The sequence below is a fragment of the Aquimonas sp. genome, assembly GCF_044377145.1.
Lineage (GTDB): Bacteria > Pseudomonadota > Gammaproteobacteria > Xanthomonadales > Xanthomonadaceae > Aquimonas.
Window position 1 is genome coordinate 39,861 of sequence record NZ_JBILJQ010000021.1, and the last position, 26,056, is coordinate 65,916.

General features: G+C 65.9%; 23 protein-coding genes. 19 read left to right on the forward strand and 4 right to left on the reverse strand.

Going from position 1 to position 26,056, the window contains the following annotated elements; genetic code table 11:
- Positions 1-6 precede the first annotated feature (6 nt).
- The 3 genes from dctP to ACIQ7H_RS08710 are packed head-to-tail and all read left to right on the forward strand — an operon-like array spanning position 7 to position 2,774.
- On the forward strand, positions 7-990 hold the full coding sequence (dctP, locus tag ACIQ7H_RS08700; RefSeq protein ID WP_395790441.1) for a TRAP transporter substrate-binding protein DctP: 984 nt from the start codon (positions 7-9) through the stop codon (positions 988-990).
- Between the two features lie 12 nt (positions 991-1,002).
- The gene (locus ACIQ7H_RS08705; protein ID WP_395790443.1) at positions 1,003-1,503 is read left to right on the forward strand and encodes a TRAP transporter small permease; all 501 of its coding nucleotides are present in this window, start codon (positions 1,003-1,005) and stop codon (positions 1,501-1,503) included.
- The gene (locus ACIQ7H_RS08710; RefSeq protein ID WP_395790445.1) at positions 1,500-2,774 is read left to right on the forward strand and encodes a TRAP transporter large permease; all 1,275 of its coding nucleotides are present in this window, start codon (positions 1,500-1,502) and stop codon (positions 2,772-2,774) included. The genes ACIQ7H_RS08705 and ACIQ7H_RS08710 overlap by 4 nt, the downstream gene beginning before the upstream one ends.
- Before the next feature lie 143 nt (positions 2,775-2,917).
- Here ACIQ7H_RS08710 and ACIQ7H_RS08715 read toward each other — a convergent pair whose 3' ends face one another.
- Complete coding sequence (locus ACIQ7H_RS08715; RefSeq protein WP_395790447.1) at positions 2,918-3,394, reverse strand: peroxiredoxin; 477 nt, start codon at positions 3,392-3,394, stop codon at positions 2,918-2,920.
- A 116-nt stretch (positions 3,395-3,510) separates the two neighbouring features.
- Here ACIQ7H_RS08715 and ACIQ7H_RS08720 point away from each other — a divergent pair, with 116 nt between their 5' ends.
- From ACIQ7H_RS08720 to epmA, 5 genes are all read left to right on the forward strand, one after another.
- Positions 3,511-4,179 (forward strand): glutathione S-transferase family protein, encoded by a 669-nt coding sequence (locus ACIQ7H_RS08720; protein WP_395790449.1) that lies wholly within the window; start codon positions 3,511-3,513, stop codon positions 4,177-4,179.
- A 4-nt stretch (positions 4,180-4,183) separates the two neighbouring features.
- Positions 4,184-4,801, forward strand: a complete 618-nt coding sequence (locus ACIQ7H_RS08725) for a rhomboid family intramembrane serine protease (protein WP_395790451.1) — start codon at positions 4,184-4,186, stop codon at positions 4,799-4,801.
- Positions 4,802-5,074: 273 nt separating this feature from the next.
- A complete protein-coding gene (gene lepA, locus ACIQ7H_RS08730) occupies positions 5,075-6,868 on the forward strand; it encodes a translation elongation factor 4 (protein WP_395790453.1) in 1,794 nt (597 codons plus the stop codon).
- Positions 6,869-6,886: 18 nt separating this feature from the next.
- Complete coding sequence (gene lepB, locus ACIQ7H_RS08735) at positions 6,887-7,687, forward strand: signal peptidase I (RefSeq protein WP_395790455.1); 801 nt, start codon at positions 6,887-6,889, stop codon at positions 7,685-7,687.
- Positions 7,688-7,702: 15 nt separating this feature from the next.
- On the forward strand, positions 7,703-8,686 hold the full coding sequence (gene epmA, locus ACIQ7H_RS08740) for an EF-P lysine aminoacylase EpmA (protein WP_395790457.1): 984 nt from the start codon (positions 7,703-7,705) through the stop codon (positions 8,684-8,686).
- Positions 8,687-8,776: 90 nt separating this feature from the next.
- Here epmA and ACIQ7H_RS08745 read toward each other — a convergent pair whose 3' ends face one another.
- Positions 8,777-9,178 carry an outer membrane protein assembly factor BamE gene (locus ACIQ7H_RS08745; RefSeq protein WP_395790459.1) on the reverse strand — a complete coding sequence of 134 codons (402 nt, stop codon included), beginning with the start codon at positions 9,176-9,178 and terminating at the stop codon, positions 8,777-8,779.
- Between the two features lie 146 nt (positions 9,179-9,324).
- On the opposite strand from ACIQ7H_RS08745, the gene fur reads away from it, so the two are divergent.
- Positions 9,325-9,726 (forward strand): ferric iron uptake transcriptional regulator, encoded by a 402-nt coding sequence (gene fur, locus ACIQ7H_RS08750; RefSeq protein ID WP_395790461.1) that lies wholly within the window; start codon positions 9,325-9,327, stop codon positions 9,724-9,726.
- Positions 9,727-10,070: 344 nt separating this feature from the next.
- On the opposite strand, the gene recN is transcribed toward fur, so the two are convergent.
- The gene (recN, locus tag ACIQ7H_RS08755; protein ID WP_395790463.1) at positions 10,071-11,765 is read right to left on the reverse strand and encodes a DNA repair protein RecN; all 1,695 of its coding nucleotides are present in this window, start codon (positions 11,763-11,765) and stop codon (positions 10,071-10,073) included.
- Positions 11,766-12,002: 237 nt separating this feature from the next.
- Here recN and hrcA point away from each other — a divergent pair, with 237 nt between their 5' ends.
- The 5 genes from hrcA to ACIQ7H_RS08780 all read left to right on the forward strand — a co-directional run bounded on the left by hrcA (position 12,003) and on the right by ACIQ7H_RS08780 (position 17,468).
- Positions 12,003-13,049: a heat-inducible transcriptional repressor HrcA gene (gene hrcA / locus ACIQ7H_RS08760; RefSeq protein WP_395790465.1), complete on the forward strand. Its 1,047-nt coding sequence runs from the start codon at positions 12,003-12,005 to the stop codon at positions 13,047-13,049.
- Between the two features lie 109 nt (positions 13,050-13,158).
- Entirely contained in the window at positions 13,159-13,710 is a 552-nt protein-coding gene (gene grpE, locus ACIQ7H_RS08765; protein WP_395790467.1) for a nucleotide exchange factor GrpE, read from the forward strand.
- A gap of 109 nt (positions 13,711-13,819) precedes the next feature.
- Positions 13,820-15,730, forward strand: coding sequence for a molecular chaperone DnaK (gene dnaK, locus ACIQ7H_RS08770; protein ID WP_395790469.1), 1,911 nt, complete (start codon positions 13,820-13,822; stop codon positions 15,728-15,730).
- A gap of 167 nt (positions 15,731-15,897) precedes the next feature.
- Positions 15,898-17,025, forward strand: coding sequence for a molecular chaperone DnaJ (gene dnaJ / locus ACIQ7H_RS08775; RefSeq protein WP_395790471.1), 1,128 nt, complete (start codon positions 15,898-15,900; stop codon positions 17,023-17,025).
- Positions 17,025-17,468, forward strand: coding sequence for a GFA family protein (locus ACIQ7H_RS08780; protein WP_395790473.1), 444 nt, complete (start codon positions 17,025-17,027; stop codon positions 17,466-17,468). Before dnaJ ends, ACIQ7H_RS08780 begins: the two co-directional genes overlap by 1 nt.
- A gap of 147 nt (positions 17,469-17,615) precedes the next feature.
- Here the strand turns inward: ACIQ7H_RS08780 and ACIQ7H_RS08785 are convergent, their stop codons facing one another.
- On the reverse strand, positions 17,616-19,535 hold the full coding sequence (locus ACIQ7H_RS08785; protein WP_395790475.1) for a TonB-dependent receptor: 1,920 nt from the start codon (positions 19,533-19,535) through the stop codon (positions 17,616-17,618).
- A 136-nt stretch (positions 19,536-19,671) separates the two neighbouring features.
- Here ACIQ7H_RS08785 and ACIQ7H_RS08790 point away from each other — a divergent pair, with 136 nt between their 5' ends.
- From ACIQ7H_RS08790 to ACIQ7H_RS08810, 5 genes are all read left to right on the forward strand, one after another.
- The gene (locus ACIQ7H_RS08790; protein WP_395790477.1) at positions 19,672-21,039 is read left to right on the forward strand and encodes an ATP-binding protein; all 1,368 of its coding nucleotides are present in this window, start codon (positions 19,672-19,674) and stop codon (positions 21,037-21,039) included.
- Positions 21,036-21,668, forward strand: a complete 633-nt coding sequence (locus ACIQ7H_RS08795; RefSeq protein ID WP_395790479.1) for a response regulator — start codon at positions 21,036-21,038, stop codon at positions 21,666-21,668. Before ACIQ7H_RS08790 ends, ACIQ7H_RS08795 begins: the two co-directional genes overlap by 4 nt.
- 215 nt (positions 21,669-21,883) lie before the next feature.
- Positions 21,884-22,507: an ABC transporter permease gene (locus ACIQ7H_RS08800; RefSeq protein WP_395790481.1), complete on the forward strand. Its 624-nt coding sequence runs from the start codon at positions 21,884-21,886 to the stop codon at positions 22,505-22,507.
- A 21-nt stretch (positions 22,508-22,528) separates the two neighbouring features.
- Positions 22,529-24,307 carry an FtsX-like permease family protein gene (locus ACIQ7H_RS08805; RefSeq protein ID WP_395790483.1) on the forward strand — a complete coding sequence of 593 codons (1,779 nt, stop codon included), beginning with the start codon at positions 22,529-22,531 and terminating at the stop codon, positions 24,305-24,307.
- Positions 24,308-24,457: 150 nt separating this feature from the next.
- The gene (locus ACIQ7H_RS08810; RefSeq protein WP_395790485.1) at positions 24,458-25,795 is read left to right on the forward strand and encodes an NAD(P)/FAD-dependent oxidoreductase; all 1,338 of its coding nucleotides are present in this window, start codon (positions 24,458-24,460) and stop codon (positions 25,793-25,795) included.
- Positions 25,796-26,056: the final 261 nt, after the last annotated feature.

Genomic DNA, 26,056 nt, shown 5'->3' on the forward strand with positions numbered 1-26,056 from the left:
CTTTGCATGCGTACCCTGTTCGCCGCGCTGATCCTGCTGCTGTCTTCGCCGCTGTTCGCCCAGAGTTTCAAGATCGCCACGCTGGCGCCCGAGGGTTCCAGCTGGTTGCGCGAAATGCGCACGGCCGCCGATGAGGTAAAGCTGCGCACCGAGGGCCGCGTCGAGTTCCGCTACTACCCGGGCGGGGTAATGGGCGATGACGCCACGGTGATGCGCAAGATCAAGCTCGGCCAACTGCAGGGGGGGGCGCTGACCGGCAGCGAGCTGTCGATCGTGTATCCCGACGCGGTGGTCTACGGGCTGCCCTTCCTGTTCGAGAACCAGGCCCAGGTCGACGCCGTGCGGGCTGAGATCGACCCGCTGCTTAAAGCGGGCATCGCCGAGAAAGGCTTCCAGGTGCTGACCATCTCCGGGGTCGGCTTCGCCTACGTCATGAGCACCGAGCCGCTGCAGAGCATTGAGCACCTGCGCGCCGGCAAGGTGTGGGTGCCGAACAACGATGTGATCTCCTCGCGCACCTTTTCCAGCGGCGGCGTCAGCCCGATCCCGCTGCCGCTGGCTGACGTGTTTACCAGCCTGCAAACCGGCCTGATCAACATTGTTGGCAACACCCCCGCGGGCTCGATCGCCCTGCAGTGGCATACCCGCATCAAGCACCTGTTCGATGCACCGCTGACCTATGTGGTCGGCTTCGTGGTGCTCGACAACCGTGCTTTCGGCCGCATCGCCGAAGCCGATCAGGCGATCGTGCTGGATGCTTTCGACAAAGCCGCCAAACGCCTGGATGTCGAGAGCCAACGTGCTGACATCAGCGCCCTGGCGGCGCTGGAAGGCGAGGGTGTGGTTCGCTTCACGCCGGATGCGGCCGAGCTGGCGCGCTGGCGTGAAGTCGGCATGGCCGTGCGCCAGCAGATGATCGATGCCGGCGAACTCAGCGCGGCGATGGTCGAAGCGGTGGTGGCCAAGGTGCCACCCGCCGCTGCACCGTAGGCCGCGGGCGCGATGTCCAAGCTTCTGCGTGGCCTGCACCGGCTTGAAGACACCCTGCTGGCCGGCCTGCTGCTGACCCTGCTGCTGCTCGCCGCCGGGCAGATCGGCCTGCGTTGGATCGCCGATAGCGGCTGGGTCGAGGGTGAAGTCGCGCAGCGCACCCTGGTGCTGTGGATCGCTTTGCTCGGCGCACTCGGCGCCGCGCGCGATCGCCGGCATCTTTCGCTTGATCTGCTGCCACGTCTGCTGCCTGAGACGGGTCGACGCGTGATCTGGGCCTTGGGCCAAGTGATTGCTGCGGGTGTCTGTGCGGCCATGGCCTGGTACGGCTGGAGCCTGGTCGAGCTGGAACGCGAAGCGCCCGCACCGCTGTTTGCCGGGCTGCCCAGCTGGGCCGGCATGCTGATCATTCCGTTCGGATTCGCGGTGCTGAGCCTGCGCTTCGCGCTGGCCAGCGCGCTGGGTCCGCCGGCGGATGCCGATCCGTCGTCCGCTGCGAGTGCCGAGCCGTGACCTTGGCCTGGCTGCTGTTGGCCTTGGCCGCACTGCTCGGCGCGCCGCTGTTCGTGCTGATTCTCGGCGCGGCCTTCATCGGTTTCCACTCCGCCGGCTACGATCTGACCGTGGTCGCGGTGGAGTTCCATCGCTTGGCCGGCATGCCCGGTCTGACCGCGATTCCGCTGTTCACCTTGGCCGGGTATCTGCTGGCCGAGAGCCGCGCGCCGCAGCGCCTGCTCAAACTCTCCGACGCGCTGCTGGGCTGGCTGCCGGGCGGCATCGCCATCGTTGGCCTGGTCGCCTGCGCGCTGTTCACCGCGTTCACCGGGGCCTCGGGCGTCACCATCGTCGCGATGGGAGCGCTGCTGTATCCGGCGCTGAAGGCGGCGGGCTTCGACGAGCGCTTCAATCTCGGCCTGGTTACCAGCGCTGGCAGCCTTGGCCTGCTGTTTGCGCCGTCGCTGCCGCTGATTCTGTACGGCTTCGTCGCCGGCCAGCTCGGCACCACGCCTTCGGTCAGCATCGAAGATCTGTTCATCGCCGGCCTGCTGCCGGGCCTGCTGATGATCGTGCTGCTGGGTATGTATGCGGGCTGGCACGGGCGTGCGCTGCAGGCGCAGTCACAGCCGTTCGCGTGGTCGCGAGTGCGTGAGGCCGCGCGTGAGGCGGGCTGGGAGATCCCCTTGCCACTGCTGGTGCTGGGCGCGATCTACTCCGGCGCTCTGGCCGCATCGGAAGCCGCAGCACTCACCGCGCTGTACGTGCTGCTGGTCACTGTGGTGATCCGTCGCGAGATCAGCCTGCGTCAGCTGCCCGCGGTAATGGCGGAATCGATGCGCATGGTTGGCGCCATACTGATCATCCTCGGCGCCGCGCTGGCGATGTCGAACTGGCTGGTCGATGCCGAAGTGCCGACCCGCTTGTTCGAGTGGATTCGCGGCGCGATCGACAGCCCGATCACCTTCCTGCTCGCCTTGAACGTGTTCCTGCTGATGGTCGGCATGCTGCTCGATGTGTTCGCCGCCATTGTCATCCTGGTGCCGCTGCTGGTGCCGATCGCGATCGGCTACGGCATCCACCCGGCTCATCTCGGCGTGCTGATGCTGGCCAACCTGCAGTTGGGCTACTTCACCCCGCCGGTCGGCATGAATCTGTTCATCGCCAGCTACCGCTTCAAGGTGCCGATCGGCCGTCTGGTCCGCGCTTGCGTACCGTTTTTCTTGATCCTGCTACTGGCACTGGCGCTGATCACCTACGTGCCCTGGCTGTCGATGGCGATGCTTTGACCCAGCGGCTTCGCGCAGCAGCGCCGGGGGCGATATCCGCTCGGGGCAGGCGGAACAGACGCAGCCTGCACGATCCGCTGATCGTGCAGGCTGATGCAATCTGCGTCCGTTTGAGGCTTCGTCAGTCTGAGGGGCGCGTGCGCCTACAGGGCCGCCAGCACGGCTTCCGCTGACGACACCTTGAACTCACCCGGCGCTTCAACATGCAGGGCCTTGACCACGCCATCGTCGGCATACAGCGCGTAGCGCTTGCCGCGAATGCCCATGCCGAACGCGGTGGCGTCCATTTCCAGACCCAATGCCTGGGTGAAGGCGCCGTTGCCGTCAGCCAGCATCAGCAGGCCCTCGGGTGCACTCTGGCTCTTGCCCCAGGCGCCCATCACGAAGGCGTCGTTGACCGCGATACAGGCGACTTCGATGCCGCGACGCTGGAACTCTTCGAAGTGTTCGATGTAGCCCGGCAGGTGTTTGGCCGAGCAGGTCGGGGTGAAGGCGCCGGGGACTGAGAACAGCACCACGCGCTTGCCCTTGAAGATCTCCGAGGTGGTGATCGCCTGCACGCCGTCACGCAGCAGGTTCAGGGTGGCCTCGGGAATTGTGTCGCCGATCTGAATCGTCATGTCAGGCTCTCAGTGCGCGGTGGAAGGAGTGCGAATGGTAGCCGGATTGCTGTCGGCCAAGGGCGCAGGCCGCGTGGAGTCGGCTAACCTGTGGGCCCTGAGCTGGAGCTTGATCAATGATCACCGTGCATCACCTGGAGAAGTCGCGCTCGCAGCGCGTGCTTTGGCTGCTTGAAGAGCTCGGCCTTGACTACGAGATCAAGACCTACCTGCGCGACCCCAAGACCATCCTGGCACCCAAGGATCTGCAGGCGGTGCATCCCCTGGGCAAGTCGCCGGTGATCACGGATGGCGACATCACCGTTGCCGAATCCGGCGCGATTATCGAGTACCTGATCGAGCGCTACGACACCGAGGGCAAGCTGCGCCCGGCTGCAGGCAGCCCGGAGTCACTGGCCTATCGCTATTGGCTGCACTACGCCGAAGGCTCGCTGATGACCCCGCTGGTGCTGGCCCTGGTGTTCTCGCGTCTGCCGAAGCAGCCAATGCCGTTCTTCGTCAAACCGGTGGTCAAGGGGCTGTGCTCCAAGGTGTTCGCGAGCTACATCCAGCCGCAGTTGCGCACCCACTTCCGTTTCGTCGAGAGCCGTCTGGCGGAGTCGAAATGGTTTGCCGGCAAGCAATTCTCGGCCGCCGATATCCAGATGAGCTATCCCCTGCAGGCGGCGATGGCCAGAGGCGGCATGGAGCTGCCGAAGGTGCAGGATTTCGTCACCCGCTGCGAGGCCCGCCCGGCCTACAAGCGCGCCGAAAAGCGCGGCGGCCCTTTCGCGCTGCCAGGCTGAGCCCATGGACTTCGATTCGCCCTTCACCTTCCTGTTTCTGGGCCTGACCGTGCTGATCTCCTGGCAGGCCATCGAGCGTCCGCAGCTGCTGGCGCGTCTGTTGCTGTGGCCGCCGGCAGTGCAGCGCCAGGGCCAATACGATCGATTGTTCACCTACGGCCTGGTCCATGCCGACTGGGGCCACCTGCTGTTCAACATGATCACGCTGTACTTCTTCGGTCGGCTGATCGAGAGCTTCCTGAGCCAGCAGTTCGGGCTGTGGGCGTTTCCGCTGTTCTACGTTTCGGCTCTGCTGGTATCGGTGTTGCCGGGCTACTTCAAGCATTCCAACGACCCCAACTACCGCACCCTGGGGGCGTCTGGCGCGGTATCCGCGGTGCTGTTCGCCTACATCCTGCTGCAGCCCTGGAACCTGATTTTCGTGTTTTTCATCCCGGTGCCGGCGATCGTCTATGGCGTGCTGTTCCTCGGCTACAGCATCTACATGGATCGCCGCGGCAGTGACTCGATCAACCACAGTGCCCATCTGTGGGGCGCGGTCTATGGCGTGGTGTTCCTGATCATCGCCGAGCCGCGGGTGCTGTCGTTTTTTCTGCAGAGCTTGCTCAACCCGTTGGGCTGAGTGGTAGTGGGGCTTTGGGGTGGGGATGCAACCACAGCCGCTGCGGCAAGTTTGCACGCGCGCTTCGTGCTGATCCTGGTCCTTGCAAGCCCGCTTGCACCGTCACTCGCGGCCCGACCTCCCTTGTTGGGGATGAAGCGCGACCCGCGGGCTCGAACCGCGAGTGTTCACGCAACCCCCACTCCCGATCCCCGATCCCGCCGGCCGCACGGCCGGCCCATGGCATAATGCGCGGTCATCTGGAACCACGAGGCGGGCGTCACAGCCCCATCCATGCAGCACATCCGCAATTTTTCCATCATCGCTCACGTTGACCACGGCAAATCCACCCTGGCCGACCGCATCATCCAGATCTGCGGCGGGCTTGCCGATCGCGAGATGGAGGCCCAGGTACTCGACTCCAATCCGATCGAGCGTGAGCGCGGCATCACCATCAAGGCGCAGTCGGTGTCCTTGCCGTACACCGCGCTGAATGGTCAGACCTACCAGCTCAACTTCATCGACACTCCCGGCCATGTCGATTTCAGCTATGAAGTAAGCCGCTCGCTGTCCGCCTGCGAGGGCGCACTGCTGGTGGTCGATGCCGCGCAGGGCGTGGAGGCGCAGTCGGTCGCCAACTGCTACACCGCGGTGGAGCAGGGCCTGGAAGTGATTCCTGTGCTGAACAAGATCGATCTGCCGACTGCCGACTGCGAGAAGGTCAAGGGCGAGATCGAGGCCGTCATCGGTATCGATGCCACCGACGCGCTGCAGATCAGCGCGAAGACGGGGCTGAACGTGCGCGATGTGCTCGAAGCCATCGTGCTCAAGATTCCGCCGCCGAAGGTCGGCAACACCGATCGCCTGCAGGCACTGATCATCGATTCCTGGTTCGACAACTATCTGGGTGTGGTCTCGCTGGTTAGGGTGATGCAGGGAGACCTGATCCCCGGCGAGAAGATCCTGGTGATGACCACCGGCCGCGTGCATTCGGTCGATCAAGTCGGCGTCTTCACGCCCAAGCGCCTGGTCAAGAACAAGCTCGGGCCCGGTGAGGTTGGCTGGATGTGTGCGTCGATCAAGGACGTGCACGGCGCGCCGGTCGGCGACACCATCACCTTGGCATCCAAGCCTGCAGCCGAGCCTTTGCCGGGCTTCCAGCAGATGCAGCCGCGCGTGTTCGCCGGCTTGTTCCCGGTCGATGCCGAGGACTTCCCGAACCTTCGCGAGGCGCTGGAGAAGCTGCGTCTGAACGATGCGGCGCTGCGCTTCGAGCCGGAAAGCTCCGAGGCCATGGGCTTCGGATTCCGCTGCGGTTTCCTGGGCATGCTGCACATGGAAATCGTGCAGGAGCGGCTGGAGCGCGAGTACGACCTCAATCTGATTTCCACCGCGCCGACGGTGATCTACGAGGTGCTGACCACCGACGGCGAGATCGTGTCGCTGGACAATCCCGCCAAACTGCCGCCGGTCAACAAGATCGAGGAAGTGCGCGAGCCGATCATCCTTGCCACCGTGCTGACGCCGCCGGATTACGTCGGCAACGTCATCAAGCTGTGCGAAGAGAAGCGCGGCTCGCAGAAGGGCATCCACTACCTCGGCAGCCAGGTTCAGATCAGCTACGAGTTGCCGATGGCCGAAGTGGTGCTGGATTTCTTCGACCGCTTGAAGTCGGTCAGCCGCGGCTATGCCTCGCTGGATTACCACTTCGTGCGATTCGAGCCTGGCCCGTTCGTGCGCTTGGACGTGCTGATCAACGGCGATCGCGTCGACGCGCTGTCAATGATCTGCCACCGCATGTACGCCGACCGCCGCGGCCGCGATATCTGTGAGCGGATGCGGGAACTGATTCCGCGGCAGATGTTCGATGTGGCGATCCAGGCGGCGATCGGCGCGCAGGTGATCTCGCGCTCCACGGTCAAGGCCATGCGCAAGAACGTGCTGGCGAAGTGCTATGGCGGCGACGTCAGCCGCAAGCGCAAGCTGCTGGAGAAACAGAAGGAAGGCAAAAAGCGCATGAAGCAGGTCGGCAGTGTGGAGATTCCACAGGAAGCCTTCCTCGCCGTGCTCCAGGTCGACAACAAGTAAAGCCACAGGAACCGCCGCGTGAACTTTGATTTCGCCGCATTGCTGGTGGGGCTCGCTGCCTTCACCGGTCTGGTCTGGGGCATCGATGCCCTGTTCTTCGCCAAGGCCCGCGCTGCGCGCGCCGGCGGTATCGCTCCCGCCGGCGGCGAAATGGTCCGCGAGCCGGTCATCGTCGAATACGCACGCTCGTTCTTTCCAGTGATCCTGATCGTGCTGCTGGTGCGTTCATTCCTGGCCGAGCCCTTCCGGATTCCGTCCAGCTCGATGATGCCGAACCTGCTCAACGGCGATTTCATTCTGGTCAACAAATTCACCTACGGTCTGCGTCTGCCGGTGCTGAACACCAAGTTCATCGAGGTCGGCGAGCCGGCGCGCGGTGACGTGGTGGTGTTCCGTTATCCGGAGAACCCGAGCCAGGACTACATCAAGCGGGTGGTCGGCCTGCCCGGTGACGAGATCGTCTACCGGAACAAGATCCTGTACATCAACGGCGAGGCGCAGCCGCAGGAGCGCGTCGGTCGCTATATCGGCGTTGGCAATGGCCGCGAAATGGATGGCGCCGAGCATTTGCGAGAGCGCTTTGGCGACAAGACCCACGAGATCCTGGTGCGTCAGCTCGCGCTGGGGCGGATGAGTCAAGACCGTTGGGTGGTGCCCGAGGGGCACTATTTCGCGATGGGCGATAACCGCGACAACAGTCTGGATAGCCGTGCCTGGGGCTTCGTGCCCGAAGGCAATCTGGTCGGGCGCGCGTTCCTGATCTGGATGAGCTGGGACAGCGGAATCTCCTTCAGCCGCATCGGCAAGAGCATCGACTAGGACACAACTGCAGCCATGAGTGCCGACAGGCCCTGGCGACCGAGTGCAGCGACCGAAGCCCTGCGTCTGCGGGCGCGTCTCTATCGCGTGTTGCGTGAGTTCTTTTTCGAACGCAGCGTGCTGGAAGTTGAAACCCCGATATTGTCGGCGGCTTCCAACACCGATCCGAACATCCGCAGTTTCAGTCTTGAGTACAGCGGGCCGCTGGCCGGCGCCAGCCGAGAGCGGTTCCTGCGTACCTCGCCCGAATTCCCGTTGAAGCGGCTGCTGGCCTCCGGCTTAGGCGATTGCTACGAACTCGGCCGAGTGTTTCGCGACGGTGAGGCGGGTGGGCGCCACAATCCCGAATTCACCATGCTTGAGTGGTATCGGCTCGGTTTCGACCATCATCGATTGATGGACGAAGTCGCCGAGCTTCTGCACTCCGCGTTCGCCTTGGTGGGCCGGTCACTGGCAACGCGCCGGCTGAGCTATCGCGCCTTGTTTGTCGAAAACCTCGCGCTGGACCCCGTCGTTGCCTCGATCGCCGAGCTGCAGTCGCCCCTGCAGGCGTTTGGAGTCGAGGCGCGCGATCTGCAGCGCGACGACTGGCTCGATCTGCTGCTGAGCCTGTGCATCGAGCCCAAGCTCGATCCCGCAACGCTTTATCTGGTGCACGATTTCCCGCCCACCCAATGTGCGCTGGCCCGTCTGGCGGGCGAGGGCGAGGATGCGCATGCCTGCCGTTTCGAGGCCTATGTCGGCGGCGTCGAGCTGGCCAACGGCTACTGGGAGTTGGCGGACAGTGCCGAGCAGCATCGTCGTTTCGGCGCCGACAACGCGCGACGCGCAGTGCGCGGCGAACGTGAGCTGCCGATGGATCAGTTGCTGCTGGATGCGATCGAGGCCGGACTGCCGGACTGCGCCGGCGTAGCAATGGGTTTGGATCGACTTTTGATGGTGCTCTTGCAGGCCGCGAGCATTGACGAGGTGCTGGCCTTTCCCACGGCCCGGGCCTGAAAGTTCAGTCCATGAATCAGATCCCGCGCAGGGCCTCGGCCAGCTCGATGTGCGGAGGCTCGATCCCGGATGGGGTGATCTCTGCGGGTGTTATCGGCCAGCGCGGCTCTGGCGCGCTTTTTCGCGCTCTTCGCGCGGCAGATTGCCGTAGCGCGACAGGCGGATGCGCAGTTCGTTGTCCTGCTTCGGGAAGTAATCACCGTCGAAGCTGGCGAGGCTGTCGCCGTCGAAGTTGAGCACCAGATTCTTCACTTCGGGCTCGGAGCCACGCTGCGAGATGGTCGCCAGGTAATCCCAGCGATTCGCATGGAAGGGGTCGCTGACCGAAGGGCTGCCAAGCAGGGACAGCACCTGGCGCTTGCTCATGCCTTCTTTCAGCTGGGCGACATTGCGTTCGTCCAGCAGGTTGCCCTGGTAGATGTCCACTTTGTAGAGAACGCCGCAGCCAGCGGTTCCAAGAGCAATCAACAGGGACAGAGCAATCGAGCGCATGCGGTGCGGGCTTCCGGGGCGAACAGGCGCCCGATGATACACTGCGACGCCCTGCTGGTCGTCGCTGCGCAAGGCGCAGCGGGCCTGCATTCAGGCCTGGTTGCGCGCGCTCACCGCGATCGGCCGCTTGTTCAAGGAGACCCCCGATGGAATCGCAGGATCTGCGCCGCGCCGGCCTCAAGGTGACCCATCCGCGCATGTGCATTCTGGAGGTGCTGGAAGGCGCCAGCCCGCGTCACATGACCGCCGAAGACATCTACAAGAAGCTGTTGGAGCGCGACGAGGACATCGGACTTGCGACGGTGTATCGGGTGCTGACCCAGTTCGAGGCTGCCGGCCTGGTGATGAAGCACAACTTCGAGGGCGGCCAGTCTGTGTTCGAGATCGACCGCGGGCACCATCACGACCACATGGTCGACGTCGACTCCGGCAAGGTGATCGAGTTTGTCAGCGAAGAGATCGAACGCCTGCAGCACGAAATCGCTGCAAAGCACGGTTACGACATTGAGGATCACAGCCTCGTGCTGTATGTGCGCAAGAAGCGGTGATTGGGGATTCGGGAATGGCCGGGTAGGGTGTCTGCGCTCTGGAACTCGACCACGCTTCGGCCGGCGGTCTGAAGCGGGATCCGAATCGCGGGCTGGACTTGCCTAGTTTGCGAGTGACGCGAAACACATTGCGCAGCATGGCCGTCTAGCAGCCTGTCGGGCTTTGGGGGTCGAGGTGAGAATCTGACTGCGCGAGGACACTTTTTCGACGATTCGCGGGCCGAGTGGGCTCTCTTGGTCAAGAATCGGCGGCTAGTGGACCGTGCAGGCGGATTTGCAGCCCGGCCAACCAAAATCCGACAGGCTGCTAGGCTCGCCCCGCCAGCGCGTCCCTCGGCGAATCCCTAATCCCCACTCCCCAATCCCGCGCGCGCAGCGCACGCAAGCATCTGCGTCGCGTGCGCCCGCGTGGTTTCAGTGATCTCGACGCCGCCGAGCATGCGGGCGATTTCTTCCACGCGGTCCTCGGGGCTCAGGCGCTTGGGCGCACTGACGGTGACACCGTCACGCTCGCCCTTGCGCACGCTGTAGTGGTGATGGCCCTGCGCGGCGACCTGGGGCAGATGGGTCACGCACATCACCTGACGCTCGCGGCCGAGTGCGCGCAGCTTCTGGCCGACGATTTCAGCCACGGCGCCACCGATGCCGGTATCGACCTCGTCGAACACCATGGTGGGGGTCGGGTCTATGCCGAGGGTCGCCACTTCAATCGCCAGGCTGATGCGCGAAAGCTCGCCGCCTGAGGCGGTGCGCCGCAGCGGTTTCGGCGGCTGGCCTGCATTGGCGGCCACCAGAAACTCCACCCGCTCGGCGCCCAGCGGGGACGGCTCGGGGTCGGGCAGGGCATCAAGCTGGATCTGCAACTGGCCGCCGGCCATGCCGAGCTCGGCCATCAGTAGCGATACCTCGCGGCTCAGGGTCTGTGCAAACTCTCGACGCCGCTTCGAGAGTTTGGCCGCGGTCTTGGCCCAGTCGCTGGCGATGGCCTGCATGCGGGTATCGATCTTGGCGATCGCGCTGCCGGCTTCTTCGAGCTCCTCGATCTCGGCGCTCAGCGCATCGGCGCAGTCCTTCAGCGCAGACGGATCAACTCGATGGCGACGACCCAGGTCATGCAGGCGGCCGAGCCGGGTTTCGATCTCGTGTAGGCGGCCGGGATCGAGATCCAGGTTGTCCTGGACCTGGTTGATCAGAGCGCCGGCCTCGGTCGCCTGGAGTGAGGCGGAGTCCAGCAGTTCGGAGGCTTCTCGCAGGCGCGGCTCGTGCTCGCTGAAGCGGGCCAGATCCGTCGCGGTCTGACGCAGGCTGCGGATCAGATCAAAGCCATCTTCGCCCTCGATGCGCGCCACCGCGCGGGCACAGGCTTCGATCAGGCTGCTGGCATTGGCCAGGCGGCGATGGGTCTGGATCAGTTCGGCGTAGGCCTCCGCCGACAGCGCCTCGGCGCTCAATTCGCCCAGCTGATGACGCAGCAGCTCCAGCCGTGGCCCGGGGTCGGTCGCGGCGCCTGCCAGCTGCTCGCGGCGCCGTTTCAGCTGCTGCCATTCGACGGCGGCGGCGCGCACCGGCTGCAGCGCCTCGGCATTGCGCGCAAAGCCGTCCAGCAGGCCGAGTTGCTGGGTGCGGTCGAGCAGGGCCTGGTGTTCGTGCTGGCCATGGATCTCGACCAGAAAGCCGGCGAGCTCACCGAGTTGGCTGACAGTCGCCGGGCGACCGTTGATCCAGGTCTTGGAGCCGCCGTCGGCGCGCACGATCCGACGCAGAGCGCACTCGCCGTCCTCATCCAACTCCTGCTCTCGCAGCCAGGCCAGAGCCGGGCTGTCATCGGGCAGACGGAAGGTCGCCGACAGCTCGGCTCGTTCGGCGCCGTGGCGCACGGCGCTGGCGTCGGCACGGGCGCCGGTCAGCAGCAGCAGGGCATCGACCAGCAGCGACTTGCCCGCGCCGGTCTCGCCGGAAATCACGGTCAGGCCCCGATCGAGCTGGAGCTCGACCTCGCTGACGATGGCGAAGTCCTTGACGAACAGGGAACTCAACATGAAATGGTCCGTAGACGACGCATTGAACCGCCTTGCACAAGGGCGCGAACGCTAGCATGCGGGGACAGGGGCGCCAATACGGCGGCCGCGTTCCGGGCCGCGCTCGACGGAATGGCTGCCGCGTTGCGGACTGCGGCCCAAAGCACCGCGACCAAGGGCTGTAGCGGTATCCGTTTGCTGCGCGCCGCCCGTGTTGACACTTGCCAGCGACCCGCCAAGGCCTTATGTATCAACTCAATGAATCGCCCCGCTTTCCAGCTTGATAGTCGTGCCCGCAGCCTGCTGCGCGCCCTGATCGCCCAGTACATCCGCGACGGCGAGCCGGTGGGCTCGCGTACCTTGGCCAAGCACTCGGGCATGGATCTCAGCCCGGCCACCATCCGCAACGTGATGGCGGATCTCGAAGACTTCGGCCTGGTTGCCACCCCGCACACCTCGGCCGGGCGAGTGCCCACCTCGCAGGGCTATCGGCTGTTTGTCGACAGCCTGCTGCAGGTCAAGCCGTTGGAGGCCCCCGAGATCGACCTGCTGCGGCAGGGCCTTTCGCCTTCGCTCGGCACCCAGGGCCTGCTCAACAATGTCTCCGAGCTGCTGTCGGCGGCAACCCACTTCGTCGGCATGGTGACGGTGCCGCGACGCGAGCAGTTCGCGTTTCGCCACATCGATTTCGTGCCGCTGGATGCGCAGCGCGTGCTGGTGATCCTTGTGTTCACCGACAACGAGGTGCAGAACCGCATCCTGAGCACGCGCAGGCCCTACACCGCCTCCGAGCTGGAGCAGACTTCCAACTATCTGAACTCGAACTTCGCGGGGCGTCCGCTGGGTGAAGTGCGGACCCAGCTGGTGCGCGAGCTGAAGGACACCCGCAGCGAGATGGACGTGATCCTGTCGGCTGCAGTGGAAGTGGCGGAGGGCGCGTTCGGTGTCCCTGATGATGTGCTGGTCACTGGTCACACCCGCCTGATGGGTGTGCAGGACCTGTCCGACCTCGACCGCCTGCGCGATCTGTTCGATGCCTTCACCCGCAAGCGCGAGCTGCTGCAGCTGCTGGAAGGCTGCGCTTCGGCCGAGGGCGTGCGCCTGTTCATCGGTGAAGAATCCGGCCTCGCCCCGTTCGGCGGCTGCAGCCTGGTCACCGCTCCCTATTGCGCTGACGGCAAGGTGCTCGGCGTGCTTGGCGTGATCGGGCCGACCCGCATGGCCTATGAGCGGGTGATTCCGATGGTGCAAGCGACCGCCAATGTGTTGGGTGTGGCCTTGAATCGAGCGCAGCAGGCCCAATAAAGCCCCCGTCGCGGGGCCTCTGCTCAAGTTGCGGAGCCCCGTCACGGGGGAACTCTACCGCCTCGGGCTCAACCGCCCGGATCTGCCGGCTACGTTGCTGGCTTCCCGTATGCGTCCAAATCACCCAGAACCCGCAGGAGACTCCATGAGCCAGGAACCCCAGTCCGTCGACAGCGCTGCGCAGGAAGCTTCAGAACCGCGCAGCGAGGTCGAACTGCTGTCGGCGCGGATCGACGAGCTGCAGCTCGCCCTGATCGGCGCGCGCGAAGAGCAGCTGCGCGAGCGCGCCGACCTGGAGAACCAGCGCAAGCGCCTGCTGCGCGACGTCGAACACGCGCGCAAGTTCGCCAATGAGCGCCTGCTCGGCGACCTGCTGCCGGTGCTGGACGCGCTGGAGCGCGGCATCGACGCCGCCGGCGTCGGTTCGGCGGTCAGCGAAGGTCTGGCCCTGACCCAGCGCGAGCTGATCAAGGTCGCCGAAACCAATGGCCTGAGCACGCTCGACCCGGTCGGCAAGCCGTTCAACCCCGAGCACCATCAGGCCATCAGCATGCAGCCGAGTGCGGAGCATCCGTCCGGCACCGTGCTGCAGGTGTTCCAGAAGGGCTACCTGCTCAATGAACGGCTGCTGCGCCCGGCGATGGTCGTGGTCAGCCAATAAGCCTTCCCGGCGGTGGCTGCGCTTGAAACGCTAAAACCATCGCCCCATGTAGCGAACCAGTGAAGGCCCGGTCCCGGGCCACGCAAGCAAAATCAAAAGGAGCACACCCATGGGCAAGATCATCGGTATCGACCTCGGCACCACCAACTCCTGCGTGGCCGTGATGGAAGGCGGCCAGGCCAAGGTCATCGAAAACTCGGAAGGCGACCGCACCACGCCCTCCATCGTCGCCTTCACCAAGGACGGCGAGACTCTCGTCGGCGCCTCGGCCAAGCGCCAGGGCGTTACCAACCCGAAGAACACCTTCTACGCGGTGAAGCGCTTGATCGGCCGCAAGTTCACTGACGCCGAAGTGAAGAAGGACCTTGACCTGGTGCCCTACGGCATCGTCGCCCACGACAACGGCGACGCCTGGGTGTCAACTCTGGACGGCCGTCGCATGGCGCCGCCGCAGATCAGCGCCGAAGTGCTGGCGAAGATGAAGAAAACCGCTGAGGACTACCTCGGCGAAAAGGTCACCGAAGCCGTTATCACGGTACCGGCCTACTTCAACGACAGTCAGCGCCAAGCCACCAAGGACGCCGGCAAGATCGCCGGGCTCGACGTCAAGCGCATCATCAACGAGCCCACCGCTGCGGCGCTGGCCTATGGTCTCGACAAGAAGGGCGGCGACCGCAAGATCGTCGTGTATGACCTGGGCGGCGGCACCTTCGATGTGTCGATCATCGAGATCGCCGAAGTCGACGGTGAGAAGCAGTTCGAAGTGCTGGCGACCAATGGCGACACCTTCCTGGGTGGCGAAGACTTCGACATGCGCGTCATCGACTATCTCGTCGAGGAATTCCAGAAGGACCAGGGCATCGACCTGCGTAAGGATCCGCTGGCTCTGCAGCGCCTGAAGGACGCTGCCGAGCGCGCCAAGATCGAGCTCTCCACCAGCCAACAGACCGAAGTCAACCTGCCGTACATCACCGCAGACGCAGCCGGCCCGAAGCACCTCAGCATCAAGCTGACCCGCGCCAAGCTCGAAGCCCTGGTAGAGGAACTCGTCAAGCGCACCATTGAACCCTGCAAGATCGCTGTGAAAGACGCCGGCCTGCGCATGAGCGACATCAGCGAGGTGATCCTGGTCGGTGGCCAGACCCGCATGCCGCGCGTGCAGGCGGCGGTCACCGAGTTCTTCGGCAAGGAGCCGCGCAAGGACGTCAACCCCGATGAGGCCGTGGCGATCGGTGCGGCGGTGCAGGGCGGTGTGCTGTCCGGTGCGGTCAAGGACGTGCTGCTGCTCGACGTGACCCCGCTGTCGCTGGGCATCGAGACCTTGGGCGGGGTGTTCACCAAGCTGATCGAGAAGAACACCACGGTGCCGACCAAGGCCTCGCAGACCTTTTCGACCGCCGAAGACAACCAGACCGCAGTCACCGTGCACGTGCTGCAGGGCGAGCGCGAGCAGGCCAAGTTCAACAAGTCGCTGGCCAAGTTCGACCTGACCGGCATCGAGTCCGCCCCGCGCGGCAACCCGCAGGTCGAAGTGAGCTTCGACATCGATGCCAACGGCATCCTGCATGTGTCGGCCAAGGACAAAAAGACCGGCAAGGAGCAGCGCGTCGAGATCAAGGCCGGTTCGGGCCTGTCCGAGGACGAGATCGCACGCATGGTCAACGATGCCGAAGCCAACCGCGAGGAAGACAAGCGCTTCCACGAGCTGGTCGGCGCACGCAACCAGGCCGATGCGCTGATCCACAGCACCCGCGCGGCGATCAAGGAACACGGCGGCAAGGTCGGCGGCGAAGCGATCGCCAAGATTGAAGCGGCCCTGTCGGATCTGGAAACCGCGATGAAGGGCGACGACAAGGCGCAGATCGAAGCCAAGACCAAGGCGCTGGAAGCCGTGGCACAGCCGCTGGCGGCTGCCGCATCCGGTGGTGGTGGCAGCGGCGATGCCGGCCCGCAGGCCAGCGCGGCCCAGGACGACGTGGTCGATGCCGAGTTCACCGAGGTCAAGGACGACAAGAAGTGATTTGAAGCCGGGAATCGGCAATGGGGAGTCGGGAATCGTGAAGGCGACCCGGCTCCCCGTTTCCATTTCTGGCTGCTGCAACCGGTCGAGCTGGATCGGTGAGCGCTGCGTGTCGGCTGATTTCTCGGCTCCGACGATTCCCCATTCCCGATTTCCGATTCCCAGCCATGTCCAAACGCGACTACTACGAAATCCTCGGCGTCGAACGCTCGGCCTCCGACGAAGACCTGAAGAAGGCCTATCGCCGCCTGGCGATGAAGCTGCATCCCGATCGCAATCCGGATGACGCCAGCGCCGAGGCCAAGTTCAAGGAGGCCAAGCAGGCTTACGAAGTACTGGCCGATGCGCAGAAGCGGCGTTTGTACGACCAGCATGGCCACGCCGCGTTTGAAGGCGGTACGGGCGGTGGGCGGGGCGGTGCCGGTGTCGATATGGGCGACATCTTCGGCGATGTGTTCGGCGACATCTTCGGCGGCGGTCGAGGGCGTCAGCAGGGCCCGCGGCGCGGCGCCGATCTGCGCTACGTGATCGACCTTGATCTTGAAGAAGCCGTCGCCGGAATCGAGAAGGAAATCGAGATTCCGACTGTGGTGGCCTGTCGCGTCTGTGACGGCAGCGGCTCGGCCGACGGTGAAGTCGAAACCTGCCGCACCTGTGCCGGCCACGGCCGCGTGCGCATGCAGCAGGGCATCTTCAGCATCCAGCAAACCTGCCCGCACTGCGCTGGCAGCGGCAAGACCATCAAGAACCCCTGCAAGACCTGCCACGGCGCCGGCCGTATCGAGTCCGAGAAAACCCTGGCGGTGAAGATCCCCGCCGGCGTCGATACCGGCGATCGCATCCGTCTGGCCGGTGAAGGCGAGGCCGGCCCTGCCGGCGCGGCATCGGGTGATCTGTACGTCGAGGTGCGCGTGCGCGAGCATGCGATCTTCCAGCGCGACGGCGATGACCTCTACTGCGAAGTGCCGATCCGCTTCAGCCAAGCCGCCTTGGGTGCCGAACTGCCGGTGCCGACGCTTGAAGGCGAAGCGGTGGTCAAGATCCCCGCCGAAACGCAGACCGGCAAGGTGTTCCGCCTGCGCGGCAAGGGCGTCAAGTCTGTTCGCAGCCATAGCAAAGGCGATCTGATGTGCCGGGTGGTGGTTGAAACCCCGGTCAAGCTGACCAAGCGGCAGAAAGAGCTGCTCACCGAGTTCGAACAGACCTTCGAAGGCGCCGATGCCCACGCCCATTCACCGCGTGCGACTTCGTGGCTGGATGGGGTCAAGAGCTTCTTCGAGAAGATGACCGGCTGATGCCGGAGTCGATCTACACCGGCAGCTGCCAGTGCGGCGCCGTGCGGGTCGAAGTGCGGGGCGGGATCGACTCGATCATCCACTGCCACTGCTCGCGCTGCCGCAAGGCCAGCGGCAGCGCCTATGCCACCAATGGCTTCGTGCGGGCGGAGGGCTTCCGGATCGTGCAGGGCGCTGAACAGTTGCGCAGCTACGCGTCCGCGACTGATCGTCTGCGCTACTTCTGCGGAGTGTGCGGTTCGCCGATCTACAGCAGCAACACTGTTGACCCCACTCGCTACCGTCTGCGCCTTGGCCTGCTCGACAGCCCGATCAGCGAACGACCAATCGCGCACACCTTTGTCAGTTCAAGGGCTGAGTGGGATGATCTCGACGCAGCGCTGCCTTGCTACGACGGCTATGAGCCCTCGCGCATCCAGCCTCATCAGGCTGGAGCAAGTTGAGAGCGCTGGCGTAGCGCAGGGGGCGAGAGCACCGCTCAGGAGCGGGTTGCGCCGACCCGATGTCGGCCGCGCAGATGGATGCTGCCCGCGGGCACGAAGTGCATTCCCAGCCGATGATCCGCTTCCAGAGGGCAGGCCTGCTGGGGCTCAGTACGTGGACCAGCGCAGGTTGACGCCGATGCTGCGCTCCGGCGCCAGCGCGGACAACTCGTCGGCGGTGGCGACGTAGTCGGCATTGAGGGCGTTGCGGGCGTAGAGCTGCAGGCTCCACCGTTCGCCGAAGGGGATGCGGAGGTCGAGGTCGACGAGGTCGACCGCGGGGCGTTCGACTTCCTCGAAGCCTGGTCGATGCATGCGGGCGCGGTGCTGATACAGCAGGCCCAGGCTCGCCTCGCCAATCCGGTAGCGCGCGTCCAGAGTGGTGGTCATCGGCGCTGCGCCGTACAGCGGGGCGCCCGTGATCGCGTTCTTGCTGCGGACGATCGCGTGGCTGGCGCGCAGCTGCAGGTGCTCGACCGGCCGCCAGCCCAGCGCCAGTTCGAAGCCGTGCAGCTTGGCTTCGCCGACATTGGTGTAACCGTTCACGCCGTTGGCAAGCCGGAACAGCTGGATCAGGTCGTCGACGTCGGTTCGCCACAGGTTTGCCTGCAGATCCCAGCGATCAAACGTGAGCGCGTAGCCGAGGTCCAGGCCCAGTGAGTGTTCGGAGCCGAGATCGGCGTTGCCGACGATCTGGCCCTGCGGCGTCACGCCGCTGAAGAAGCGTTCCTCCAGGGTGGCGAAGCGGTAGCCGGAGGCGAGATTCAGGCTCAAGCGCTGGCCGCTGCCCGGTGCCCAGATCGCGCCGGCGTTGAAGGCCTGGTCGGAGTCGCTGGAGTCGGCGCCGGCCTGGTGCTGGGTGACGCGGCCGGCGCGGGTGCCGAGCTCAACAGTGAAGGCGTCGCTGGGCTGCCATTCGGCGATGCCGAACGCCGACCACACGCCTTCGCGCGCATCGCGCAGGCTGTAGGTGCGGGTGGCGAGATCGCCGCGTGCATCGAAACCATTCACATCGCGCCGGGCCAGATGCTCGACGCCGGCGTTGTAGCTGACGTCGCCGCGCTGCCAGCTGTGCTGCGCGGTCAGGCCCCAGTCGGTGCCCTCGACATAGGCCCAAGTGTCCGGCGTGCCGGGGCGCTGGTTGTAGGTCAGCAGGGATTGATCGTGGCCGGAGACGCGGGCTTCGAAGCCGTTGTCGTGGCGCAGATGCAGGCTGGCGAGGGTGTGTTCGTCCTCGGGATAGGTCGAGTCACGCGCCGGAAAGCGGCTGTTGGACTTGCCGATGTTGTCGGTGCGCGAGGGCAGCAGCAGCGCATCCAGCTGCAGTGCGCCGAAGCTGCGCTGCCACTGCAGGCTGGCACTCTTGCGCGCGTAGCTGGTGTTCAGTGGCGTACCGTTCGCCGACTCCGTGTCGCCGGCGCGGTGGCTGGCGATGCCCAGCGAGAAATGCTCATCGCCGTGCCCGGCCACCATCAGGGTTTCATCGCCGGCGCTGGCGTAGCCACCGAGCAGTTCGGTGCCGTCGAACCAGTGCGGCTCGATCGAGATCGCACCGCCGAGTGCGCCGGGGCCGAAGTGCACTGTCGCGGGGCCACGGGTGACATTGAGCGCGCCGAGCAGGGCCGGCTCAACGAACGAGATCGGCACACCGGCACGGCGCTGCGTGGTGATCGGCATGCCGCCCAACAGCACCAGGATGCCGTTTCCGCCGCTGCCGCGGATCGAGAAGGTCTCGAAGATGCCGTTCTGGCCAGTGGCGGCAACGCCCGGCACGCGCACCAGGATGTCCTGCACATCCGCGGGCGCGCCCGGGGTGTCGCGCCAGCTGACGATGTCGGTGGCGAGTGTCGAAGGCTGGTCGGCCGCGGTGCCTTTGGCGGTGACCGTGATCTGGTCGAGCCTTTCGCTAGTGTCCCGACTGGGCATGCCCGCGTCGGCGCCGGCATCGACGTCGGCAATGACGAGGCTCGGCAGGGCTGCGGCGATCAGGCTGGCGAGCAGGCGGCGGGACAGGGGCTTCAGGCGCATCAGGGCAGGGTCTTGGGCAAAGGACGGCGGAGTGTAGGAGCCACTGCGGCGCCGCACATCCGTCTCAGGGTGGAGCTCGGCGATATGGATTCGCCGTGCACGCAGCTATGCTCCGCCGCTTGCCTCGGGAGTCGACTTGAAAGGTCTGCGTCTTCAACTCGCGCTGTTCTATGTGGTGCTGTCGATCCCGGCCCTGCTGGTGATCGAGCGCGCGGTGATCGGCTGGAAGTTCGAGCGGCTGATGCATCAGCTCGACGACGGTCGCGTGCAGGCGCTGCTGTGGGAAGAGGCGCATGCGTTCAGCGCTGCGCTGCGCGGACAGGCCCGTGAGGACGAGCTGAGCCTGCGGCTGGAGAATCTGGTGCTGAGGCTGGAGCGCCCGCGCGAAACCCTCGGCACCTCGGTCGCGTTCGTTCTGCTGGAGCTGACGCGGCATCCGTTCCGGGCCCAACTGCTGCGACCGCAACAGGCGCCATTGGCCGCTGGTTTTGAGCGGCTGCCGCGCGAAGGTTGGGTGCAGCGTCGCTGGGCGCTACCGCTGGTCGAGGGCGCGGACATATCCAACCCGCCGCGGCTCGAAATTGAGCTGGCGGTGCCTTCGCCCTGGCGACTTTCGAAGGAGGCCATGAGTTTCGAGTGGCCGCTGGCGGTGGCTTACTTGCTGATCTTTCTGCTCGGCTCGGCCTGGTTTCTGCGCTGGCGGGTGCTGGGCCGGGTTTCGCAGATGGCGGACGCCGCCGGCGCCTGGGCGCGTGGCGACTTCAGCGTGAGCCTGGCCGATCCTGCGGCGGATGAGTTGGGCAGCCTGGCGCGCGCGCTGGACCGCATGGCCGCCGACCTGCAGGCGCTGGTTGACGCGCGGGCACGTCTGGCCAGTCTGGAAGAGCGTCAGCGCTTGGCCCGCGACCTGCACGACACGGTCAAGCAGAAGGCGTTCGCGCTCTCGCTGCAGTTGGCCGCGGCGCGCGACAGTGGCAGCGACAGCCTGCGCGTGCAGCAGCGCTTGGCCGAGGCGCAGAGCCTGGCGGCGGAGATCCAACACGAGCTGTCCGAGCTGCTGCTGGAGATGCGCGGGCTGTCGTCGTCGCTGGAAGACGTGGTGCCGCTGCTGCGGCAGCGCGCGACGGATTTCGAACGGCGCAGCGGCTGCGCGGTGTCATTGACCGTACTTGATGCGCTGTTGCTGCGCTCGGATCAGCGCGAGGCCCTGCTGCGCGCGGTCGACGAGGCGCTCGGCAATGTGCTGAAGCATGCCGCGGCCAGCGAAGTTCAGATTCGCCTGCGCCGGCAGGCCGAGCGCATCGAGCTGAGCATCTGCGACAACGGTCGCGGCTGTGCGCCCGCGAGTGATCCGGGCACAGGCATGGGCATGGGCAATATGCGCGAGCGTGCCGCGCAGCTGCCGGGCGGAAGCCTGCAGGTTCGGGCGGGTTGTGCAGGCGGCACCGAAGTGGTGCTGTCCTTCCTGCCGCCGGCGGAACCGACCAAAGGCGCGGACCTTTGAACCTCAGCGTGCTGCTGGTGGATGACCACGCCGTGGTGCGCCAGGGCTTGCGGGCGTACCTCGAGCTGCAGCCGGGCATCGAGGTGTGTGCCGAGGCCGCCGACGCACAGCAGGCGGCCGCGCTGGCCCTGCACTGGCAGCCGGATATCGCCCTGGTCGATCTGGTGATGCCGAACGAAGACGGCATCCAGGCGACCCGCCGCATTCGCGCCTGCAGCCCGGCCACGCGGGTGGTGGTACTGACCTCGAGCCTCAGTTCGGAGCCCGTGCAATTGGCCTTGCAGGCGGGCGCCTGCGGCTATCAGCTCAAGGAGATCGGCGGCGTCGAACTGTTGGACAGCCTGTGGCGCGCGGCACGTGGCGAAATCGTCGTCCACCCGCGCCTGCGCCCCGCACTCACGAGCGGTGCCTCCGCCGCTGAGGATCCGTGTGCGGCGCTCAGTGCGCGTGAGCGTGAAGTGCTGCTGCTATTGGCCGAGGGGCTGTCCAACCTGCAGGTAGCCGAGCGCCTGCTGATCGGCGAGGCCACGGTCAAGACACATGTGGGCAATGTGTTGGGCAAGCTCGGTCTGACCGACCGCACCCAAGCGGCGATCTGGGCCTGGCGGCACGGCTTGGTGCGCGACTAGCGCATTGGGGCGGTGGCTGCATCGATCGATTGAGGCATCGGCGCCCGCGTCGCTCTCGCACGGAACCGGACAAGAGCGTGTCCGAACCCGAACAGTCTTGCCCCTCGGAGACCGGCGAAGCCCGCCACACTGCAGGCTTGAGTCGCTTGGCATGCCCCGTGCTACCCCAGCTCAAGGGCGCCCGGACCGGATGCGCTGCCAACGCGGATTTCGCCATGCTCAAGTCCCTGATCGCCGACCTACGTCAAGCCACGCGGACGCTGGGACGCACGCCGGGATTCACTTTCACCGCGGTGCTGATGCTGGGCCTGGCCATGGGCGCAGTGACCGCACTGTTCAGCGCGGTCAACACTGTGCTGTTGCAGCCGCTGCCGTTCGCCGAGCCGGAGCGGCTGTTCTACGTGTCTGGTGAGGCGCCGGGCTCGCAGTTCACCGGCGAATTGGGTGTATCCAACGAGCTGCTGGTGCACTACCGGGAGCGCTCCAAGTTGATTGAGCGCGTGGCCTTGTACAACTGGTTCACCAACACCCTGCGCGTGGACGAGCGCTCCGAGCGTCTGGAAATGTCGCTGCCGAGCAACGAGCTGTTCACCACACTGGGCGTGGCGCCGCAGCTTGGGCGCCTGCCCGGGGCCGACGACATGGACGAGGTCGTGGTGATCAGCGATCGGCTGTGGGCCGACTGGTTCGGCCGCGACCCCAAGGTCATCGGCCGTACCGTCACCCTGTTTCGTGAGCCGCGCGAGGTCGTCGGGGTGATGCCGGCGGCATTCCGCTTTCCCATCGAAGACACCTTGCTGTGGCTGGCGCAGCCGGTGAACGCCGCGCAGATCCAGTAGCCCGGTCGCTTTGGCGACGCCATGCTGGTGCGGGCGCGGCCGGGCGTGACCGCCGAAGCCCTGCAGGCGGAGCTGACCCAGCTGGCGGCTGAGGCGCCCGCGCGATTTGGCGGCACGCCCGCCTATGCCAGCCTGATGCAGCAGTACCGCGCCGTGGTGCAGCCGCTTGAGCAGCAATTGCTGGGGCCGATCGCCGGCCCGCTGTGGCTGCTGTTCGTCGCCGCGGCCGTGTTACTGCTGATCGCCTGCGCCAGTCTGGCCAATCTGTTCCTGGTGCGAACGGAGTCGCGCCAGCGCGAGCTGGCGGTCCGGCGCGCGCTCGGCGCCGGTCGAGCGCAGCTGGTGCGTCTGCAGTTGGCCGAAGCGCTGCTCGTATCGCTGATGGCGGGTGCGCTGGCGCTGGTGCTGTCGGCGCTGCTGCTGCCGATGCTGATCAGCCTCGCGCCGGCGGGCGTCCCGAGGCTGCAGCAGGCAGAGCTCGATGCGACGACCCTGGTTTTCACCGCCGTAGTCGCGGTGCTGTCCGGTCTGCTTTGCGGGGTACTGCCGGCATGGCGCGGAGCTGCGCCGCAGCTGGCCCGATTGCGCGAGGGCGGGCGCGGCCCGACCAGCGGCGAGCACCGCATGCGCCAGGGCCTCGTGATCGGCCAGACTACACTGGCCCTCACATTGCTGATCGGCGCCGGTCTGCTGCTGCGCAGCGCCGAGGCCTTGTATCGGGTGGACCCCGGCTACGAGGTGCGTGATGTGTTCACCTTCCAGTTCGCACCCGAGCAGACCAGTCTGGATGGCCCTGTCGCCTGGTCACGCTTCCATCAGGATTTCCTGCAGCGTCTGGCGACCCTGCCGGGCGTGCAGACGGTCGGTCTGGTCGAGAATGTTCCGCTCAATGAAGGCACCGAGGTCATCCGTGCGCGCACCCAGGACATGGGCGTGTCAGCGGCCGAGGGGCAGGTGCTCAACATCACTTACAGTGCCGGCGACTACTTCCGGGCCATGGGCATCGCACTCGTCGCAGGGCGCCATTTCGATGCGCAGGACCACGCCGGCAGCGGCGCGCTCATCCTGAGCAAGACCGCTGCCGAGCGGCTGTGGCCAGGCCGCGATCCGATCGGCCAGCGCCTGCAGCGCGAAGGCCGCGAGGAGTGGGAGACCGTGATCGGGGTGGTCGAGGATGTACTGCAGGCGAACTTCTGGACCGCGCCTGAGCCCCTGATCTATGCGCCGCTGATGGGCCCCACCCTGGCCACCAGCTGGCGGGTCGCGTCTCCGGCCTATGTCATCAAGAGCACGCGCGCTGAAAGCCTCGCCGGTGATGTGCGTGCACTGGTCCGCGAGGTCGCGCCCGAGGCGCCGATGTACCGGGTGTTCACCCTGCAGGGTCTGGTCCAGGACTCACTGACCCGGCTCACCTTCACCCTGATGACCCTGGGCCTGGCCGCCGCACTGGCGGTCTGCCTGGGCGCGATCGGCCTGTACGGCGTGCTGTCCTACGTGGTCGCCTCACGGACCCGTGAGATCGGTGTGCGCATGGCGCTCGGTGCCCCGGCGACTCAGGTGCAGCGGATGATCGTGCGACAGGGCCTGGCGGTCGTCGCGATCGGCGTGGCCACCGGTCTCGTTGCCGCTGCGCTCGCCAGCCAGGCCTTGGGCAGCCTGTTGTTCGGCGTGCAGTCGGTCGATCTGCTGACTTTCATCAGTATGGCGCTGCTGATGCTCTGCATCGGCGCGCTTGCGAGCTACCTGCCAGCTCGCCGTGCCTCGCGCTTGGCGCCGATGGTGTCGCTGCGTCGGGAGTGAGGCTTGCGGTGCAGCGTGCATCCGGTTCCTCGTCTGGACAGAACGGCAGGCGGTCACGGTGTCGAAGCCAGGGCGCCCCGCGCTCGCGGGCCGACAACATGGAATCATGCGCGGCATGACATCCAATCTGGAAGGATCTCCTGCATGCGCATGCCCGAGCAGCACGACGAGCAGCACACTCATCCTGGCCCGCCTCGCGCGCCCCATCTGGTCATTGTCGGCGGTGGCTTTGCCGGCCTGTGGGCCACCCGCGCATTGGCTTCGGCGCCGCTGCGCATCACCTTGGTCGACCGTTGCAACCACCACCTGTTCCAGCCGCTGCTGTACCAGGTCGCTACCGCGGGGCTGTCGGCGCCGGACATCGCCGCGCCGCTGCGCCACATCCTGCGTCACCAGAACAATGTCGAGGTCTGGCTGGGCGAGGTGGAGCAGGTTCAGCCCGAGGTCCGCGAGATTCTGTTGGCGAGCGGGCGCAGGCTCGGCTACGACTTTCTGTTGATCGCCTCCGGCGCCACCCACGCCTATTTCGGCAATGAACAGTGGGCGCCGCACGCGCCGGGCCTGAAGACCCTGGGCAATGCGCTCGATATCCGCGGCCGCCTGCTGTTGGCCTTCGAGCGCGCGGAGCTGGAGACCGACCCGGTGGCACGCCAGGCCTGGTTGAACTTCGCGATCGTCGGCGGCGGTCCGACCGGCGTCGAACTGGCCGGCACCCTGGCGGAGATCGCGCGGCACACGCTGGCGAACGAGTTCCGCCATATCGATCCACGGCAGGCGAGGGTGCTCCTGATCGAAGCCGGGCCGCGCGTTCTTCCCTCGTTTCCGGATGACCTCACCGCCAAGGCGCGCCGCCAGCTGGAGAAGCTCGGCGTCGAAGTGGTCACCGGCGCGCCGGTCAGCGCGATCACTGCCGAGGGCTACCAGCTGGGCGACGAATTCGTTCCGGCACGTACCGTGATCTGGGCTGCTGGCGTCGCCGCCTCGCCGCTGGGACGCAGCCTGGGCGTGCCGTTGGATCGGGCCGGCCGGGTACAGGTCGCGCCCGATCTCAGTGTGCCTGGGCACCCGGAGATCTTTGTCGCCGGTGATCTGGCCGCACTGCAGCAGGACGGACGCCTGGTGCCCGGCGTAGCGCCGGCGGCAAAGCAGATGGGTCGCTTCGTCGCCAGCACCCTGAGGCGTCGCCTGCGAGGTGACGCCTCAAGTCAGCCGTTTCGCTACCGCGACTTCGGCAACCTCGCCACCATTGGCCGCATGGCGGCGATCGTCCATATCGGGCGTTTCAAACTGTCAGGGCTGCTGGCCTGGTGGTTCTGGCTGGCCGCGCATGTGTTCTTCCTGATCGGCTTCCGCAATCGTCTGGTGGTGCTGATGAACTGGGCGGTCGCCTACTGGAGTTACCGCCGCTCGGCACGGATCATTTTCGGGCGGGCCGGGCAGGCGCAGACGCACAGTGCGGTCGATGAGGCGAGATCAGAGCGCAACTGAGTCGATGGTCAGGACTCCGATCGACTCGCGTGGCAGACAGAACCCTGCAGCGTCAGAGGCTCGCATCGGTGGCGAGAGCGCGACCGGGCGCACAGAAGGCTCCGCACAGTGTTGGCCGAGCGAGTTTCAACAGCTAACGTGATCGGCCACATAGTCGATTCCCTACGCGCCTACACTCCACGAGACAGTGACGCAGCACGTTATCTCTCATTCTAGGGCGGCTTTGTTCGGAGACTCCCATGCCAAAGCCGTTGCGGGTTC

Coding starts and splice junctions, on each gene's coding strand:
- ACIQ7H_RS08780 (WP_395790473.1), top strand. CDS start 17,025: ATGCCGGAGTCGATCTACACCGGCAGCTGCCAGTGCGGCGCCGTGCGG.
- ACIQ7H_RS08785 (WP_395790475.1), bottom strand. CDS start 19,535: ATGCGCCTGAAGCCCCTGTCCCGCCGCCTGCTCGCCAGCCTGATCGCC.
- grpE (WP_395790467.1), top strand. CDS start 13,159: ATGCGTCCAAATCACCCAGAACCCGCAGGAGACTCCATGAGCCAGGAA.
- ACIQ7H_RS08725 (WP_395790451.1), top strand. CDS start 4,184: ATGGACTTCGATTCGCCCTTCACCTTCCTGTTTCTGGGCCTGACCGTG.
- ACIQ7H_RS08715 (WP_395790447.1), bottom strand. CDS start 3,394: ATGACGATTCAGATCGGCGACACAATTCCCGAGGCCACCCTGAACCTG.
- ACIQ7H_RS08745 (WP_395790459.1), bottom strand. CDS start 9,178: ATGCGCTCGATTGCTCTGTCCCTGTTGATTGCTCTTGGAACCGCTGGC.
- epmA (WP_395790457.1), top strand. CDS start 7,703: ATGAGTGCCGACAGGCCCTGGCGACCGAGTGCAGCGACCGAAGCCCTG.
- lepA (WP_395790453.1), top strand. CDS start 5,075: ATGCAGCACATCCGCAATTTTTCCATCATCGCTCACGTTGACCACGGC.
- dnaK (WP_395790469.1), top strand. CDS start 13,820: ATGGGCAAGATCATCGGTATCGACCTCGGCACCACCAACTCCTGCGTG.
- recN (WP_395790463.1), bottom strand. CDS start 11,765: ATGTTGAGTTCCCTGTTCGTCAAGGACTTCGCCATCGTCAGCGAGGTC.
- dctP (WP_395790441.1), top strand. CDS start 7: ATGCGTACCCTGTTCGCCGCGCTGATCCTGCTGCTGTCTTCGCCGCTG.
- ACIQ7H_RS08720 (WP_395790449.1), top strand. CDS start 3,511: ATGATCACCGTGCATCACCTGGAGAAGTCGCGCTCGCAGCGCGTGCTT.
- fur (WP_395790461.1), top strand. CDS start 9,325: ATGGAATCGCAGGATCTGCGCCGCGCCGGCCTCAAGGTGACCCATCCG.
- ACIQ7H_RS08805 (WP_395790483.1), top strand. CDS start 22,529: ATGCTGGTGCGGGCGCGGCCGGGCGTGACCGCCGAAGCCCTGCAGGCG.
- hrcA (WP_395790465.1), top strand. CDS start 12,003: ATGAATCGCCCCGCTTTCCAGCTTGATAGTCGTGCCCGCAGCCTGCTG.
- ACIQ7H_RS08810 (WP_395790485.1), top strand. CDS start 24,458: ATGCCCGAGCAGCACGACGAGCAGCACACTCATCCTGGCCCGCCTCGC.
- ACIQ7H_RS08705 (WP_395790443.1), top strand. CDS start 1,003: ATGTCCAAGCTTCTGCGTGGCCTGCACCGGCTTGAAGACACCCTGCTG.
- ACIQ7H_RS08800 (WP_395790481.1), top strand. CDS start 21,884: ATGCTCAAGTCCCTGATCGCCGACCTACGTCAAGCCACGCGGACGCTG.
- dnaJ (WP_395790471.1), top strand. CDS start 15,898: ATGTCCAAACGCGACTACTACGAAATCCTCGGCGTCGAACGCTCGGCC.